A 16,828-nucleotide genomic window follows, 5' to 3' on the forward strand; every position below is an offset into this window, starting at 1 on the left:
TCATAGACGACGTCGCTGACGGTTTGCTTGAGTTGTGGCGACGCTGTGCTGCTGAGATCGATGCGGGCGAGTGGCATGGTGAAACCTCCTTGTGGCAGCTCGATGTGGGGACGGACTGCCCGCTGCGAAAGAGGCGCGCTCATTCCACCAGCGTGAACTGCATCAGCAAGGTTCGCTGCAGCATGGAGAAATTATCGTCGGAAATCAGCGTCAGCACGGTGTCGCCCTCGGGGGTGACGTGGGCGTCGATGCCCTCGAAATTGTCGATCTCGTAGCCAAGGTCGGCCTCGAAGATCGTGGGGCCATCGACGGTGGCGCCGGGCGCGATCGTGCCAAGCGCGATGCGCCGGATGCGGACGCCGGCGCCGCCGAGCAGCGAGAATTTTCGCTCCAGTATCAGAAGATCGCCGGAGGGCAGCTGCACGGCATCGCTGATGTCGTAATCGCCAGTGCGGCGCACGGAGAATTGCGCCGGCGCCTTGCCGCCGATCAGCCAGGCGATGATGTTGCCGTTGGCATCGAGGCCGCGTTCGGAAATTGCGACCAGGGTGCCGGCCAGCGGAAAACCCTTGCGCATCACCACCAGCGCTTCCAGCCCGCCGTTGGACGGCAGTTTTCGCATCCCCGGCGGCGTCGGGACGACCTCGCCTTTGGCGCGAACGCCATCGCGGCCGAAACCGAATTTCAGGATCTGATGCACGCGCTCGATGCCGATGTAGACCAGTGGCCCGTCGACTGCGATCGACTCGGTATCGTACCAGCCGCGCGCGGCGATCGGTCTGCCGTCGGCGCCGAGCATCGGCGCGGCTTCGACATCGGCGAGGCCGACCATCGCACTACCGCTGTAGACAATCTTGCCGGTGAACCAGTTGCCCTTGTCGCTGATGGCGATGAAGCCCTCGCCTTTGGCATCGAGCCGCAGGCCGGAGATTCCGCCGAAGTCGCGATATTTCGAGGTGAGCACCAGCCCGCTGCGATATTGCAGCGAGCCGAAGCGCAGATGGGTGCGGTCGCGGGTGTCGAAGGAGGGAATCGGCCGGGCTTCGACCTCGATGGAGACCGGGGCTCTGGCGGATGGTGGCGCCGGGACCGGCACCGTTTGCGCGCGGGCGATGGCGGGGAGAGCGGCGCTTGCAGCGGCGGCGATGAGAAAGCGGCGGCGGGTCAGCATGGGATTCGATCGGTCGGCCACAACGCAACAGATGCCCTCATGGTGAGGAGCGCGCCACTTGGCGCGCGTCTCGAACCACGAAGCGTTTGTCGCCCGTCTCCAGCGAATGGCGTTGCCATTCGCTGGAGACGCGGTCGAAGACGACCGCTCCTCAGGATGAGGAATTCTTGCGGAGAGAATGGCCCATCTCAAAACGAAGATGCTCTAGCGGGCCCGGATGTAGGATTGCTTCAGTGCGAAAGTCAGCACCAGCAAGGTCATCCACAGCCGCAGCATCGCGAAGCTGAAGATGTAGACGAACATGATCAGGTTCTTGAAAAGCTGGTTGAGCGGCGAATTGCGCCAGAACTCCACCAGGATGTCGCGCACGATATCCTGCAGCGTTCCGAGCGCTACATAACTCGCCGTCAGCGCCGCAATGCCGGCCAGCAGCCAGACGCCATGGCGCAGCAGTTCAGGTCCAATCGCGGACAGGCTGGTCCGGCCGGCGCGGCGTCCGGCCTCGACGATCATCAGCAGGATCAGCGTGGCGATCACCGCGCTCCACAGCATGGCCGGGATCGTGGGTTGTGCGAACGCCATGCCATCGATGCCCAACAGCATAAGCGGCGCCGCCTTGCCACCGAGCGCCAGTGCGCCGAGCATCGCCAGTACCATCAGCGATGCCGTCCATTTCAGGATCGTCAGCGACAGCCGAAAGCTTTCCGACGTGCTGAGGTCGCCGAGGCCGCTGTGCCCGCCGGTCAGTTCGATTGATCGTTGCGTCACCACGATGAAAGCGTTCAGGACCGCGATGGTGGCGAATGCAATGAAAATGATGGCGAGGCCCGGGGTGCTGAAAGCCAGTACGCGCATGGTGGCCGCCAGCACGAGCCAGGGCAGCGCTTCCAGAAAGCGGAAAGGCCCGAACTCGATGTCGGGTCGGAGGGCCATTCGCTCGCGGAGGGTATGGGACACGCTCCCATCCTGCCATGCGGGCCTGAATCGGCGGTTACGACCGATGGTAAAAGTGAGTTGAATTGGCAGGCTGCACGGACGCGCTACTCTTCTGGCTCCGTCGTGAACAGCAACGGATAGCCTTTGGCGCGGCCGGCGTCGGTGGCGCGGTCGGCCTTGGTCTCGGCGACGTCGCGCGTGAACACCGCGACCACGCAAGCGCCGAGCTTGTGTGCGGTGATCATCACCTTGTGCGCCTGGTCCTCGGTCATCCTGAATTCGCCCTGCAGCACCCGGGTGACGAATTCGCGCGGCGTGAAGTCGTCGTTGACGAGGATCACCTTGTACAGCTTGGGGCGCTCGACCTTCGGCTGGATCTTGGGCAGGACCGTGATGCGGGGGGTGGTGGTCGCGGGCATTCAGCGGCAACTCCGGGTGCCGTGTGGACGACGAGCCATCATGATGACACCGGGGAAAGCTGTCGATGAGTGCCCTGCGCCGTGCGCTGCGTTTGACCGGATTGTGAACCCGATGTCCGGTTACCACTTTGCGCGCCGTCATTTGCGTGTCACGATTGCGACTTCGACGGGAGGGCCGCTATGCGCTGGTGTGTCTCAATTGGAGCGGTGCTGGTCGCCGGAGCGATTGCCGGTGGCGATGTCGCGAGCGTGGCCGCACCCAATGCACGGCTGGTGCAGGCCCGGGATCCCACGGTCGATGTCGAACTGGTGCTGGCGGTCGACGTTTCCTATTCGATGGATATGGAAGAGCTGGCGATCCAGCGCGAGGGCTACGCTCTGGCGCTGGTCTCCAAGGAATTCCTTTCCGCGCTGAAGACCGGACCGACCGGCAAGATCGCCATCACATATTTCGAATGGGCGGCCTCGACCGACCAGAAGGTGATCATTCCCTGGCGCATCATCGACGGCCCGGAATCCGCGGATGCGGTGGCCGCCGAGATCATGAATACGCCGATCCGGCGGGCATCGCGGACCTCGATCTCCGGCGCGATCTATTTCGCGATGCCGTTGTTCGAGAACAACGCCTATGCCGGGCTGCGCCGCGTCATCGACATTTCCGGTGACGGGCCGAACAATAACGGCTCGCCGGTGACGGTCGCGCGCGACGAAGCGCTGGCCAAGGGTATCGTCATCAACGGCCTGCCGATCATGGCCAAGGAACTGTCCTATTCGACGATGGATATCGAGAATCTCGATTGGTACTACGAGGACTGCGTGATCGGCGGCCCCGGCTCCTTCGTGGTGGCGATCAAGGAGCGTGAGAAGTTCAAGGAAGCGATCCGCACCAAGCTGGTGATGGAAGTCGCCGGCCTGCAACCGCAGCCGCGCGTCATCCCGGTCGCCGGAAGAGAGCCGCGGGTGAATTGCCTGGTTGGCGAGAAGATCTGGCAGGACAGGTGGGGCAGGTAGCCGGGCTTACGCCGGCGCCGTTTCCTTCTTCGGCCAGTAGCGGTCGCGCAGATGTCGCTTCACCAGTTTGCCGGTCGGCGTGCGCGGCAGTTCGGCCTCGAAGTCGATGCTCTTCGGGCATTTGATCGGCGACAAATGTCTGCGGCAGAACGCGATCAACTCGGCCTCCAGCGCCTTTCCGGCGCGCGCCATGTCGTGCGGCTGCACGACCGCCTTGACCTCTTCGCCCATCTCTTCGTTCGGCACGCCGAACACTGCGACATCCGCGATCTCGGGGTGGGTGATCAGCACGTCCTCGGTCTCCTGCGGGTAGATGTTCACGCCGCCGGAAATGATCATGTAGGACTTGCGGTCGGTGAGATAGAGGAAGCCCTCGTCGTCGAGATAGCCGACGTCGCCGAGCGTTGACCAGCCGCGGTCGTTATAAGCGCGCTTCGTTTTCTCGGGATCGTTGTGATAGGTGAACACCGGCGCATCCGCGAAATACACCGTGCCGATCTGGCCGACCGGAGCCTCCTGGTCGTTCTCGTCTACGATCTTGAGGATGCCTGTTACCGCGCGACCGACAGTGCCGCGATGCGACAGCCATTGCTGCGAATTCGAAACGGTGACGCCGTTGCCTTCGGAGCCCGCGTAATACTCGATCAGGATCGGACCCCACCAGTCGATCATCCGGGCCTTGACGTCGATCGGGCAGGGCGCCGCTGCATGGATCGCGCCCTTCAACGACGACACGTCGTAGCGCAGCCGGATTTCGTCGGGCAGTTTCAGCATCCGCACGAACATCGTCGGCACCACCTGGGACTGGGTGATCTTGTGCTTCTCCACCAACTTCAGAAATTCTTCGGCGTCGAAGGCTTCCATGATCACCGAGGTGCCGCCGAGCGTGATCGCCATCATGTTGAAGCGCAGCGGAGCGGCGTGATACAGCGGCGCCGGCGACAGGTAGATGCTGTCGTCGTTCATGCTGCACATGTCGGCGCAGAGCTTCTTCAGGAACGGACTTGGTACGTCGATCGGGGTGTTGTCCTGGGCTCGCTTGATGCCTTTCGGCCGCCCGGTGGTGCCGGATGAATACAGCATGTCGCAGCCAGCGACCTCATCGGCGATCGGCGTCACGGGTTGGGCGTCCAGCGCGGCGCTCCAGTCGCGAAAGCCTTCGCGGGGCCCGTCGAGGATATAAAACAGCGTGTCCGGGGCACCGGAGATCAGTGGCGCGATCGCCTCGGCGCCCTTCGGCGAGGTGATGACGACCTTGGCGCCGCAATCCCCGGCGATATAGGCGATCTCGTCGGCGGTGAGGTAACGGCTGATCGCCGTAAAATACAGCCCGCTGCGCTGCGCCGCCCAGCAGATCTCCATGAATTCCAGCCGATTCTCGATCAGGAACGCGACGTGGTCACCGGCTTTCAGCCCGAGCGAGCGAAACAGATGCGCGCCCTGGTTGGATCGCGCATCGAGTTCGCGGTAGCTGATCGATTTACCGGAGCCGGCCATCAGATAAGCGGTCTTGTCGGGATGGGTGCGGGCGTGGATGGAGGGATGGCTCATCAGGCGTTTCCTCGGAAATCGGCGGATTTTTCCGCTCGTTTGGTCTTTCCCTGCCCCGCGCCGTGAAGCACCGTGGGGGAGCAAGGGCTGCAGCCGTTCACTTGCCGGTGGAGCGGATTAAATGGTCGCAAAACTGTTTAGTCAATCGGTCAATTAACTCTTGAGTCGGCGTCGATGATCGGGTTATCTGCGCCTCGCATGACGCCGAATCTGACATCCAGCCCCCCGGGCCGAGCGACCGCCGGACGCAATCCGACCGCCGACAAGCTGTTGCTTGCGGCGAACGAATTGATGATTGCTGGCAACTCGATCGAAGTGTCGCTGAGCGAGATCGCGCAGCGCTCGGGCGTCAATGCGGCGCTGGTTAAATATCATTTCGGCAACAAGGACGGCCTGCTGCTGGCGCTGCTCGCGCGCGATGCCGCCACCGAAATGACCAACCTTGATTACCTGATGGCGCAGCCGATCTCGGCCGCCGCCAAGCTGCGGCTGCACATCGCCGGCATCATCAAGGCCTACTACCAGTTTCCCTACATGAACCGGCTGATCCACTATTTGCTGCATGAGAGCAGCAGTGAATCCGCCGACGAGGTGTCGAAATTCTTCGTTGGCCCGCTGCTCGACTTCCAGCGCCGTTTGCTGGACGAGGGTTATGTGGCCGGCGAATTCCGCAAGGTCGATCCGGTGATGTTCTACACCAGCCTGATCGGCGCCTGCGATAACCTGTTCTTCAGCCGTCATGCCATGTCGCGCGCCATTGGCGTCGGCCCGGTGACGGATGAAGTCTGCCGTGACTACGTCGCCCATTTAGAAGCGATGATACTGCACGGCATGCTGATCAATCACAAAAAGGCGGGTTCAACCGTCTGACGACAACGAGCTAAGAAGAAACGACCCCAAGGAAACTGAAGCGAAGACGACCAAGAAAAAAATCTATCGGGAAACGCCCAAGGAACTATCAAAACCAATAAGAAACTTCGAGGAAACGCTTTCAAGGAACGGTCAACGTATCGTTCGAACAACAAAACAAGAAACGTCCCAAAAATTCAAAGAAACGTCCAAGGACCGATTAAAAAAGACTTCAAGAAACGACCAGGAAACGCCCAAGGAAAGGCAAACTCGATGCAGCTGAAAGACGTAGCCGTATTCATTACCGGCGGTGGCTCGGGGTTGGGTGCCGCGACAGCGCGCGCCATGGCAGCCCGGGGCGCCAAGGTTGCCGTGTTCGATCGCAGCCAGGAAAATGCCGAGGCTGTCGCTGCCGAAATCAACGGTGTTGCCGTGGTCGGTGACGTCACCAGCGAGGATCAGGTCAAGGCCGGCCTCGCCAAGGCCGAAGCTGCACACGGCACCGCGCGCGTGCTGATCAATTGTGCCGGCATCGGCGGCTCGCAGCGCATCGTCGGCAAGCAGGGCGTTTATCCGCTCGACAAATTCACCAACGTCATCATGGTCAACCTGATCGGCACCTTCAATTGTCTGCGGCTGTTCGCCGAGCAATTGGTGAAGCAGGAAGCCATCGGCGAAGAGCGCGGCGTCATCATTAACACCGCCAGCGTCGCCGCTTATGAGGGGCAGATCGGCCAGATCGCCTATGCGGCTTCAAAAGGCGGCGTCGTCGGCCTGACGTTGCCGGCCGCACGCGACCTCGCTTCGCAGAAAATCCGCGTCAACACCATCGCGCCGGGCCTGTTCCTGACGCCGCTGCTGATGGGCCTCAACGAGGAAGCGCGCGCCAGCCTGGGCGCGCAGGTGCCGCATCCCGCGCGCCTCGGCGACGCCTCGGAGTATGGCAACCTTGCGGTGCACATCGTCGAGAACCCGATGCTGAACGGCGAAACCATCCGTCTCGACGGCGCCATCCGCATGGCGCCGCGCTAGTACTTCTCTTTCTTCCCTCTCCCTAAGCAAAGCGAAGCCTTGCGAGGTGGGAGAGGGAGCCGTGCATAGTGCGGCCGGGCTAGGGGACAGGTTCTCGTTTCGCGACGCCCCCTCACCCATCAAGGTCTGTTTTGGCATCGGAGACGCCCTCTCCCACGAGGGGAGAGGGCGTAATTGGCGCTCTGAACCGGACGGCCAGAGGGAAAGACCAGCGTTCGCGACAAGAAGAAACACAGGGTCCGCAAGAGATCGTGGTTTTGGGAGAACGACATGAACGCGCAGGCCGCCGCGGTGCTGACAAAGCCTGCCTTCCGCAAGATCGACTGGCTTGAACGCGACATCGCGGTCGAGCGGCGGCCGGACGGCGTCATCGTGCTGAAGTCGCGCGTGCCGCTGATGGACTACCAGACCCATCTGCCGGCCTCGCTGGCGAAGTGGTCGCAAGAGCGGCCGGACCAGGTCTGGCTGGCGCAGCGCAATGGCCCCGATCGGCAGTGGCGTCATCTCACTTACGCCGAGGCCAAGCGCACGGTGGACGCGCTGACCCAGGCGCTGCTCGACATGAAGCTGGAAGCCGATCGCCCGGTCGCGATCCTGTCCGGCAATTCCATCGAACACGCGCTGATGACGCAGGCCGCGATGCAGGCGCGGCATCCGGCGGCGCCGATGTCGCCGGCCTATTCGCTGATGAGCCAGGACCACGCCAAGCTGAAATACCTGTTCGAGCTGATCGAACCGGCGGTGGTGATGGTGCAGGACGGCCCGACCTTCCAGAAGGCGCTCGATGCGCTCGACCTCACGGGCATCCGCGTCATTCACGTCGCCCGTCCGCCCGAAGGCATCGCCAGCGTTTCGTTCGTCGAGATGGCGGCGACACAGGTGACGCCGGCGGTCGAGCAATCGATTGCGCAAATCACGCCGGACACCATCGGCAAGCTGCTGTTCACCTCCGGCTCTACCGGCATCCCCAAAGCCGTGATCAACACCCAGCGTATGATGACCGCCAATGCGGCCATGATGATGCAGGTCCGGCCGCGCGATCCCGATAGCCCGCCGCCGGTCTATCTCGACTGGATGCCGTGGAACCACACGATGGGCGGCAACGCGCTGTTTCATCCACTGCTGATCGAGGGCGGCACGCTCTATATCGACGATGGCAAGCCGATGCCGGGACTGATCGAGGAAACGCTGAAGAACGTGCGCGAGATCTCGCCAACCTATTACGCCAACGTCCCGGCCGGCTACGCCATGCTCGCCGCGGCGATGGAGAAGGACGACGCGCTGTGCCGCAACTTCTTCAGGAATTTGAACGTTATGGGATATGGCGGCGCGCGGCTGCCGGACGATCTCTATGACCGGATGCAGGCGCTGGCGGTGCGCGCCACCGGCGAACGTATCGTGTTTTACACCGGCTGGGGCTCGACCGAGACCTCGCCGACCTCGACCGGCACTTACTGGGACACAGAGCGCGTCGGCCTGATCGGCCTGCCGTTTCCCGGCGTCGAGCTGAAGATGGTGCCGGTCGACGACAAGTACGAATTGCGGCTGCGTGGCGTCAACGTGATGCCGGGCTATTACCGCCAGCCGGATCTCACCGAAGCCGCGTTCGACGAGGAAGGCTTCTACAAGATTGGCGATGCCGCCGTGTTCGTCGATGATAGTGATCCGGTGCAGGGCCTGATCTTCTCTGGTCGCGTGGTCGAGGATTTCAAACTCACCACCGGCACCTTCGTTCATGTTGGCGACCTGCGCACTGATGCCATTTCCGCAGCAACGCCGGTGGTACAGGACGCGCTGATCGCGGGGCAGGACCGGCCGTGGATCGGCGTGCTGGCCTGGCCCAATCTCGCTGCCTGCCGCCTCCTGATCGGCGAACCCGAGGCGGGCTTTGCCGAAGTGGTGAAGCATCCTGCGGTGCTGGCCAGCCTGAAGAGCGGCCTTGAGGCACACAATGCCGGCACCAAAGGCGCCAGCAGCAAACGCATCGCGCGCGCGATGTTCATGGTCGAGCCGGCGTCGATCGACGGCAACGAACTCACCGACAAGGGCTACATTAACCAGCGCGCCGGTCTGCAACGCCGCGCGGCGCTGGTCGAGCAGCTCTATGCCGATCCGCCAGGAAGTGATGTGATGGTGCTGAAGTGAACGCGAATGCCGACCCCGTCATTGCGAGGAGCCCTTGCGACGAAGCAATCCAGTCCGCGCTTGCCGCCTTCTGGATTGCCGCGTCGCTTCGCTAAAGGGAAAGCTGCAAGGCAGCTTTCCCCGACCTCGCAATGGCGGCGGTGACTGCAAACAAAAAACTGAAGAGATAAAAAGGCATACCCCATGAACTTCGATTTCTCCGACGACCAGAAGCAGCTCCGCGATGAAGCACGTCGTTTCCTCTCGGAAAAATGCCCGCCGAAGGCGGTGCGCGAGGTGATCGACGGCAAGCAGCCTTATGATCGCGAACTCTGGAAGGGGCTCGCCGACATGGGCTTTCTCGGCGTTGCTATTCCCGAAGCGTTCGGCGGCTCGGGTGCCGGGCATCTCGAACTCTGCGTGATAGCGGAGGAAATGGGCCGCGCGCTGGCGCCGGTGCCGTTTTCCTCCACGGTGTATCTGGCCGCGGAAGCACTGATGCTGGCGGGCTCCGAGGCGCAGAAGCAGAAGTGGTTGCCGGCGATCGCGTCGGGCGCCGCGGTCGGTACGCTGGCGCTGTTCGAAGGCCCCGGCAATCCGTCGCCGGCTGCGATCAAGCTCACCGCCAGCAACGGCGTGCTTAACGGCGTCAAGCGGCCGGTGCCCGACGGCGCCGTAGCCGATTTCGCCATCGTCGCGGCGCGCAATGGTTCGACCGGCCGCGAGACCGATATCTCGCTGTTCCTGGTCGATCTCACCAGCGAGGGCGTCGAGGCCAAGGCGCTGGCCAATATTGATCCTTCGCGCGGCCAGGCCGAGATTTCGTTCAAGAACGTCAAGGCCGAGCTGCTCGGCCCGGCCAATGAAGGCTGGAGCATCCTGACCCGCGTGCTCGATCGCGCCGCGGTGCTGGTCGGCTTCGAGCAGGTCGGCGGCGCCGACCGCGCGCTGGAGATGGGCCGCGACTACGCGCTCGACCGCATCGCCTTCGGCCGCCAGATCGGCTCGTTCCAGGCGGTCAAACACATGCTGGCCGACATGTATGTGTCTGCGACTTTGGCGCGCTCGAATTGCTACTACGGCGCCTGGGCACTTTCCACCAACGCCTCCGAACTCCCGGAAGCGGCGGCCTCGGCGCGCATCAGCGCGACGCAGGCATTCCAGCACTGTGCCAAGAACAACATTCAGGTCCACGGTGGTATGGGCTTCACCTGGGAATTCGACTGCCACCTGTACTACCGCCGCGCCAATGCGCTGGCGCTTGGTCTCGGCAGCCTGTCGTATTGGGAAGATACCCTGATCGATCGCATGCGGCAGCGAAACGCGGCGTGAGGACGAGAACATGAATTTCGATGACACACCGCAGGAAGCCGCGTTTCGCGCCGAGGCGCGCGCCTGGATCGCTGCCAATGCGCCGAAACAATACCAAGACGAGCTGAACAAGGCCTCGCTCGGCCGCATCCAGCTCAAGGGCGGCAACATTCTCGAGGTCGCCAAGGCCTGGCAGAAGAAGAAGGCCGAGGCCGGCTGGGCCGTGCCGCACTGGCCGAAAGAGTATGGCGGCCGCGGCGCGACGCCGATCGAGCGGGTGATCTGGCAGCAGGAAGAGGGCGTGTTCGGCAAGCTCGGCGCGCTGTTCATCATCGGCCACGGCATGTGTGGCCCGACCATGATGGCTTATGCGCAGGAAGATCAGAAGCGGCACTACCTGCCGCCGCTGGCCTCCGGCGAGAATATCTGGTGCCAGTTGTTCTCGGAACCCGCCGGCGGGTCGGATGTCGCCGGGCTGCGTACCCGCGCGGAAAAGGATGGTGACAACTGGGTCATCAACGGCCAGAAGATCTGGACGTCGGGCGCGCATTATTCCGACTACGGCATCCTGATCACCCGCACCGATCCCAATGTGCCCAAGCACAAGGGTCTCACCATGTTCTTCCTGGACATGAAGAGCCCGGGTATCGAGGTGAAGCCGATCAAGCAGGCCAACGGGCAGGCTGAATTCAACGAGGTGTATTTCACCGACGTGCGGATTCCGGATGCGCAGCGGCTCGGTGCGGTTGGCGATGGCTGGAACGTGTCGCTGACCACCTTGATGAACGAGCGCATGGCGATCGGCGCCAATATGGCGACCGGCGTGCCTGAACTGTTCGAGTTCTGCAGCAATCTGATGCTGGAGGATGGCCCGGCGATCGATAATCGTGCGGTCCGCTCAAAGCTGGCAAGCTGGGCGGTGCGTGCCTCCGGCCTGAAATACACCAGTTTTCGCGCGATCTCGGCGCTGTCGAAAGGCGAGCGGCCCGGGCCGGAGAATTCGATCGGCAAGCTGGTCGCGGGCTCGATGCTGCAGGACGTCGCGACTTACGCGCTCGATCTGCAAGGCGCGGCCGGTATGTTGTCCGGTCCGGAAGACGCCGAGGTTGCCGGCAAGTTCCAGGCGATGCTGCTGCGCTCGCCGGCCACCCGCGTCGAAGGCGGCACTGACGAGATCCTGCGCAATATCATCGCCGAACGCGTGCTGGGATTGCCCGGCGATATCCGCGTCGACAAGGACGTGCCGTTCAACCAGATCCCGACCAGGGGACGATAGTTCGGTGTCCTGGACGCGGCGCACCACTTCGCGCTGTGCCGCGTCCCGGGAACGAATAACGAGACGAGGACGAGTACATGAATTTTGATGACACCCCGCAGGAAGCAGTCTTCCGCGCCGAAGCCCGCGCCTGGATCGCGGCGCATGCGCCGAAGGAGCTTGAGGCTGAGCTGACAAAGCCATCGGCCGAGCGCGCCAGCGAGAAGCGCGACGCGATGATCACGGTCTCGAAAGCCTGGCAAAAGAAGAAGGCCGATGCCGGCTGGGCCTGCCTGCACTGGCCGAAGGAATATGGCGGCCGCGGCGCCACGCCGATCGAGCGCGTGATCTGGCAGCAGGAGGAGGGCGTCTACGACAAGCTGTCGCGTCCCTTCGCGATCGGCCAGGGCATGTGCGGCCCCACCGTGATGGCCTATGCCGATGAGGAGCAGAAGCGTAAATACTTGCCGCCGCTGGCCTCCGGCGAAGAAGTCTGGTGCCAGCTGTTCTCCGAGCCGGCGGGTGGCTCCGACGTCGCCGGCCTGCGTACGCGAGCCGAGAAGGATGGCGATGGCTGGATCGTCAACGGCCAGAAGATCTGGACCTCCGGCGCGCACTATTCCGACTACGGCATCCTGATCACCCGCACCGATCCCAACGTGCCCAAGCACAAGGGCCTCACCATGTTCTTCCTCGACATGAAGAGCGAGGGCGTCGAGGTCAAGCCTATCAAGCAGGCCAACGGCATGCAGGAATTCAACGAGGTGTTCTTCACCAACGTGAAGATCCCGGACAGCCAGCGGCTCGGCGCGGTCGGCGACGGCTGGAACGTGTCGCTGACGACCTTGATGAACGAGCGTATGTCGATCGGCGCGCGGCTCTCCACCGGCTTTCCCGAACTGTTCGAGTTCGCCAGCAATCTGATGCTGGAGGACGGCCCGGCGATCGACGACCGCGCGGTGCGCTCCAAGCTGGCGAGTTGGGCGGTGAAGAATTCCGGCCTGAAATACACCAGCTACCGGGCGATCTCGGCGCTGTCGAAGGGCGACCGGCCGGGTCCTGAAAATTCCATCGGCAAGCTGGTGTCTGGCGCAATGCTGCAGGACATCGCGATGTTCGCCGCCGACCTGCAGGGTGCTTCGGGTGCGCTGACGGACCAGGATGCCGAGGCTGCCGGCGCGTTTCAGGCGATGATCCTGCAATCGCCCTCGATCCGCATTGCGGGCGGCACCGACGAGATCCTGCGCAACATCATCGCCGAGCGCGTGCTAGGTCTGCCCGGTGACATTCGCGTCGACAAGGACGTGCCGTTCAACAAGATCCCGACGAAGGGCAGATAAGGCCGAATATGACCGCTCCCATCGACACGCTGGAGACCCTGCTATCTGCGCGCTATTCCTGCCGCGCCTATAAGCCCGAGCAGGTGCCGCGCGTGACCATTGAGCGCATTCTCGCCGCCGCGCAAAAGACGGCCTCGTGGTGCAACAGCCAGCCGTGGCAGGTGACGATCACGTCCGGAGAAGCGACACAGAAATTCCGCGACGCCGTTTATCCGGTCGCCGCGGCGGGGACGCCGAATACCGGCGATTTTCCGTTTCCGCGCGAATACCGCGGTGTCTATCAAGACCGCCGCCGTGAGAGCGGCTTCCAACTCTACAACACGCTGGGCATCGTGCGCGGCGACAAGGCGGCCTACGCCAAACAGGCATTGGAAAATTTCAACTTCTTCGGCGCGCCGCATGTGGCCATTATCACCACCGACGAGGCGCTTGGCGTCTACGGCGCAGTGGATTGCGGCGGCTATGTCACCAGTTTCATGCTGGCGGCGCAGGCGCTGGGCCTGGCCACCGTGCCGCAGGCGGCACTGGCGTTTCATTCCGCGGTGGTGCGAAAACATTTCAGCATGGGTGACGACCGCCGCGTCGTCTGCTGCATCTCGTTCGGCTTTGCCGACGGAGAGAACAAGGTCAACGGCTATCGCACAACGCGGGCGGCATTGCCTGAAGTCGCGACGTTTGTGGAATAGGGGAGAATGTCATTCCGGGGCGCCTGCGTGCGACGAAGTCGTATGCGGGCGGACCCGGAATCCAGAAGTGCTCTATCATGTCGAGATTCCGGGCTCGCACGAGCTCACGCTCGCGTGCCCCGGAATGACAATTAAAAGCTCGGCGCACGCTTCTCCCCGAACGCCGCAATCCCTTCCTTGATCTCGTCGCCGCGCATGCTGTCGCGGGCGCGCTGGTCGGCGGCAGCTTCATCGAGTTCGCCGCGAGCGAATTCATTGATCGCGCGCTTCATGCCGGCCATGGCGCGGGGCGCGTTGCCGGCGAGGATCGTGGCAAGCTTGTCCACTTCCTCGTCCAACGCCTCGGCTGGCACCGACGTTGTGAGGTAGCCGATTCGCAGCATCTCGGAGGCGTCCAGTTTCTGTGCGGTCAGGAACAGCCGCTTGGCGTTATCGACGCCGAGCCGCGTCACGTAACGCTTGATGCCGCCTTTGTAGTAATGCAGCCCGAGCCTTGCTGCCGGCATGAACATCTCCGACGTGTCCACGCCGATGCGGAAGTCGCAGGCCAGCGCGAGGTCGGTGGAGCCGCCGTAGACACCGCCGTTGAGCCGGCAGATCGTCGGCAGGGCGATGTCCTCGAGCCGGTTGGCGACGATCTCGAAGGATGAGCCGGCACTCTGTTGCTGCGGTTCGCTCTGCGAGCGCTCGGCAATCGAGCCCAGATCGAAGCCGGCGCTGAAGGCGCGGCCGGTGCCGGTCAGCACCATCACGCGGATCGCCGGATCGGCCTCGATCTGGTCGAACAGCACGAGGAGGTGGTCGAGATCGCTTTGCTGCAGTCGGTTCAAATGTTTCGGGCGGTTCAGCCGGATGGTGGCGCGGGGGCCGTCGACGGTCAGGATGGGCAATGATGCGGGGGCCGTCGTTTCCGACATGTCGTTCTCCTTGGACTGGGGCGCGGACCGTGCCCGCGCCGACCCGGCGCGTCAACGCTGCCGGTTGCGGGGCGGTAATCCCCGCCGAGTTCGGCTATAGTGCCGCCAAACTACGCCCCTCCTGGAAACGGTTGGCTCCGATGGATCTCTCCTACCTGCAACACGCTGGCACCGTCTTCGCCACGATCTTCGTGCTGGCGACCTGCACCATGCGGACCATGATCCCGCTGCGGGTGTTCGGCGTCCTGAGTAATTTGCTGCTGATCGCCATCTCGATCCCGACGCACAACTATCCTGTGATGGCGCTGCATGCGGTGCTGCTGCCGCTGAACGGCTATCGCCTGCACCAGATGCTGCAACTGGTCCGCGACGTGAAGAAGTCGGTGTCCTCCGACCTGTCGATGGAATGGCTGAAGCCGTTCATGACCAAGCGGCGCTGCCGGACCGGCGAGGTGCTGTTCTACAAGGACGAAAAAGCCGAGGACATGTTCTATATCGTCAGCGGGAGATATCGGCTGGTCGAATCCGAGATTGAACTGCCGGTGGGTGCCATTGTCGGCGAACTCGGCATGTTGTCGCCCAGCAACGAACGCACCCAGACGCTGGAATGCATCGAGGCCGGAGACGTGCTCGCCGTCAGCTACAGCCAGGTCGAGGAGCTCTATGTGCAGAACCCGGAATTCGGATTTTTCTTCCTCAAGCTCGCCTCGGCGCGCTTGTTCGAGAATATAGGCAAACTGGAAACGCGGCTGGCGCAGTTCGAGGCGCCGTTGATCGCGGGCGCAGCGCAGCGCGCCTGAGCATCGGGAACCGCCGTGCCCGGCTTCATCAACGTCATCCGCAACACGCTCACTGAACTGGCGGGGCCGGACCAATCCGCACCGGCGGTTTTGCCGGCTGGCTTGCCGGAGGCCGTGCTGCCCGTTGCGAACGCCGGTGTGGCGCTGCTGACCGACTATCAGGGGGCGGCCTATGCGCAGCTCTATTGCGACCGGCTGCGCCGCTTCGTCGGTCGCCGCGGCGTCGATGACGCGCTGTTCGGCGAGATCGCCCGTCTGCTGGCGGAGCGGATGGCTTATCACGACGCCATCCGCATCGCGCAACTCAAGCTGCGCGAGCCGCCGCGCCACGGCCGCGCCGCAGTCGACGTCCGCCGCTTTCGCTGCGACGAATTGCTGTCGGCGCTGCCGGCGATCGTCGGCGAGCCGCTGTTATGGGCTGTCGAACGGATCGGCTGTTCGCACCGCACGGTGCCTATCCGCTTTAGCAATGCCGGTTGGTGGAGCTTGCTGCGCCTGAGGGGGGAAGCGTCGCTGCGTCGTTCGCGGCGGCTGTCGGTGCGATATGCCACCGAGCGCGTCTGGGTCGGGCGCTGGCTTCATATGATCGATCGCGCGCTGACCAGGCAGCCCGATGCGGCCGGCGCCGTTGTCCAGACCGCCAGTATGATCGAAGGCTACGGTACCGGCTATCGGCATGGTGTGGCGGCCTGGCACCAGATCATCGACGGGCTGGCGAAGCCGGTATTCGATGGGGGGCTGCTTCTGCCGGACCTCGCCGCCGCCATCACGCAGGCCAGCCACGCGCCGCGCGATCCGAAGGGTGATGAATTGCGCAAGATCATTGCGGAGATCCGGGCGGGTGCTCTTCTTCCTTCGTCTCCTGTGGAAGGCGGATAAAGGAACCGATGCATTTCGGGTTCCGCAATGTCATAAATGGGTGCGCGCAGATTACGATCTGTTCGCTGGCCCGGTGAGAAGGACATCCCTTTGTCGTTTCCCGCACTCTCATCGTCGATCGCTCTGGGCGCGCTGATTGCCTGGATGCTCGCCCTCACGGTCAAGCATGTCATCGCCGACTTCTTTCTGCAAAACGCCTGGATGGCGATCGGCAAGGACCAGAAGACCGGCTGGGCGCTGCCGCTGCTGACGCATGTCGCCATTCACGGTGTGCTGACCACGGCGCTGGTCGCCGCCGTGCAGCCGAAACTGTGGTTCATCGGCCTGATCGATTTTGCGATTCACATCACGATCGATCGCATCAAGGGGTTTCTGGTCGCCCGCTACCAGATCACTCCCGGCCACCCCTGGTTCTGGTGGCTGCTTGGTGTGGATCAGGCGCTGCACCACGTTACGGACTTCCTGCTGGCCATCCTGATCGTTGCGAACGCCTGATCACGGGTTCCAATACGGCCGAAATGCGGCGGTGATTGTCTGATTCGGAATC

16 protein-coding genes are annotated in these 16,828 nt (G+C 63.2%); 11 read left to right on the top strand and 5 right to left on the bottom strand.

All coding sequences use genetic code 11. From position 1 onward, the window contains the following. Nucleotides 1-139 precede the first annotated feature (139 nt). The 3 genes from JWQ24_RS25865 to clpS all read right to left on the bottom strand — a co-directional run bounded on the left by JWQ24_RS25865 (nucleotide 140) and on the right by clpS (nucleotide 2,526). Entirely contained in the window at nucleotides 140-1,171 is a 1,032-nt protein-coding gene (locus tag JWQ24_RS25865; protein WP_299814575.1) for an esterase-like activity of phytase family protein, read from the bottom strand. Nucleotides 1,172-1,375: 204 nt separating this feature from the next. After that, the gene (locus tag JWQ24_RS25870; protein ID WP_299814578.1) at nucleotides 1,376-2,128 is read right to left on the bottom strand and encodes a hypothetical protein; all 753 of its coding nucleotides are present in this window, start codon (nucleotides 2,126-2,128) and stop codon (nucleotides 1,376-1,378) included. Between the two features lie 83 nt (nucleotides 2,129-2,211). Continuing rightward, nucleotides 2,212-2,526: an ATP-dependent Clp protease adapter ClpS gene (clpS, locus tag JWQ24_RS25875; protein ID WP_299814590.1), complete on the bottom strand. Its 315-nt coding sequence runs from the start codon at nucleotides 2,524-2,526 to the stop codon at nucleotides 2,212-2,214. A 180-nt stretch (nucleotides 2,527-2,706) separates the two neighbouring features. On the opposite strand from clpS, the gene JWQ24_RS25880 reads away from it, so the two are divergent. Further along, on the top strand, nucleotides 2,707-3,537 hold the full coding sequence (locus JWQ24_RS25880; RefSeq protein WP_299814593.1) for a DUF1194 domain-containing protein: 831 nt from the start codon (nucleotides 2,707-2,709) through the stop codon (nucleotides 3,535-3,537). 6 nt (nucleotides 3,538-3,543) lie between these two features. Here JWQ24_RS25880 and JWQ24_RS25885 read toward each other — a convergent pair whose 3' ends face one another. Next, nucleotides 3,544-5,088, bottom strand: coding sequence for an acyl-CoA synthetase (locus JWQ24_RS25885; RefSeq protein WP_299814596.1), 1,545 nt, complete (start codon nucleotides 5,086-5,088; stop codon nucleotides 3,544-3,546). Nucleotides 5,089-5,286: 198 nt separating this feature from the next. Here JWQ24_RS25885 and JWQ24_RS25890 point away from each other — a divergent pair, with 198 nt between their 5' ends. The 7 genes from JWQ24_RS25890 (at nucleotide 5,287) to JWQ24_RS25920 (ending at nucleotide 13,685) form a co-directional block, all read left to right on the top strand. After that, nucleotides 5,287-5,958 (top strand): TetR family transcriptional regulator, encoded by a 672-nt coding sequence (locus JWQ24_RS25890; protein ID WP_299814599.1) that lies wholly within the window; start codon nucleotides 5,287-5,289, stop codon nucleotides 5,956-5,958. A gap of 252 nt (nucleotides 5,959-6,210) precedes the next feature. Next, nucleotides 6,211-6,969, top strand: coding sequence for an SDR family NAD(P)-dependent oxidoreductase (locus JWQ24_RS25895; protein WP_299814602.1), 759 nt, complete (start codon nucleotides 6,211-6,213; stop codon nucleotides 6,967-6,969). A gap of 270 nt (nucleotides 6,970-7,239) precedes the next feature. Further along, nucleotides 7,240-9,114, top strand: a complete 1,875-nt coding sequence (locus tag JWQ24_RS25900) for an AMP-binding protein (protein ID WP_299814605.1) — start codon at nucleotides 7,240-7,242, stop codon at nucleotides 9,112-9,114. Between the two features lie 183 nt (nucleotides 9,115-9,297). After that, nucleotides 9,298-10,425 (top strand): acyl-CoA dehydrogenase family protein, encoded by a 1,128-nt coding sequence (locus JWQ24_RS25905; RefSeq protein WP_299814608.1) that lies wholly within the window; start codon nucleotides 9,298-9,300, stop codon nucleotides 10,423-10,425. A 10-nt stretch (nucleotides 10,426-10,435) separates the two neighbouring features. Then, nucleotides 10,436-11,680 carry an acyl-CoA dehydrogenase gene (locus JWQ24_RS25910; protein ID WP_299814611.1) on the top strand — a complete coding sequence of 415 codons (1,245 nt, stop codon included), beginning with the start codon at nucleotides 10,436-10,438 and terminating at the stop codon, nucleotides 11,678-11,680. Nucleotides 11,681-11,757: 77 nt separating this feature from the next. After that, a complete protein-coding gene (locus JWQ24_RS25915; protein ID WP_299814614.1) occupies nucleotides 11,758-12,999 on the top strand; it encodes an acyl-CoA dehydrogenase in 1,242 nt (413 codons plus the stop codon). Between the two features lie 8 nt (nucleotides 13,000-13,007). Then, nucleotides 13,008-13,685, top strand: a complete 678-nt coding sequence (locus JWQ24_RS25920; RefSeq protein ID WP_299814616.1) for a nitroreductase — start codon at nucleotides 13,008-13,010, stop codon at nucleotides 13,683-13,685. A gap of 131 nt (nucleotides 13,686-13,816) precedes the next feature. On the opposite strand, the gene JWQ24_RS25925 is transcribed toward JWQ24_RS25920, so the two are convergent. Continuing rightward, nucleotides 13,817-14,602 (bottom strand): enoyl-CoA hydratase/isomerase family protein, encoded by a 786-nt coding sequence (locus JWQ24_RS25925; RefSeq protein ID WP_299814620.1) that lies wholly within the window; start codon nucleotides 14,600-14,602, stop codon nucleotides 13,817-13,819. A gap of 140 nt (nucleotides 14,603-14,742) precedes the next feature. On the opposite strand from JWQ24_RS25925, the gene JWQ24_RS25930 reads away from it, so the two are divergent. From JWQ24_RS25930 to JWQ24_RS25940, 3 genes are all read left to right on the top strand, one after another. Then, nucleotides 14,743-15,402, top strand: a complete 660-nt coding sequence (locus tag JWQ24_RS25930) for a cyclic nucleotide-binding domain-containing protein (RefSeq protein WP_299814696.1) — start codon at nucleotides 14,743-14,745, stop codon at nucleotides 15,400-15,402. A 15-nt stretch (nucleotides 15,403-15,417) separates the two neighbouring features. Next, nucleotides 15,418-16,281, top strand: coding sequence for a DUF6537 domain-containing protein (locus tag JWQ24_RS25935; RefSeq protein WP_299814623.1), 864 nt, complete (start codon nucleotides 15,418-15,420; stop codon nucleotides 16,279-16,281). Between the two features lie 90 nt (nucleotides 16,282-16,371). Next, nucleotides 16,372-16,776 (top strand): DUF3307 domain-containing protein, encoded by a 405-nt coding sequence (locus tag JWQ24_RS25940; protein WP_299814626.1) that lies wholly within the window; start codon nucleotides 16,372-16,374, stop codon nucleotides 16,774-16,776. The last annotated feature ends 52 nt before the right edge of the window (nucleotides 16,777-16,828 follow it).

The organism is Tardiphaga sp. (assembly GCF_028290495.1).
In the GTDB taxonomy this organism is placed as follows: Bacteria; Pseudomonadota; Alphaproteobacteria; order Rhizobiales; family Xanthobacteraceae; genus Tardiphaga.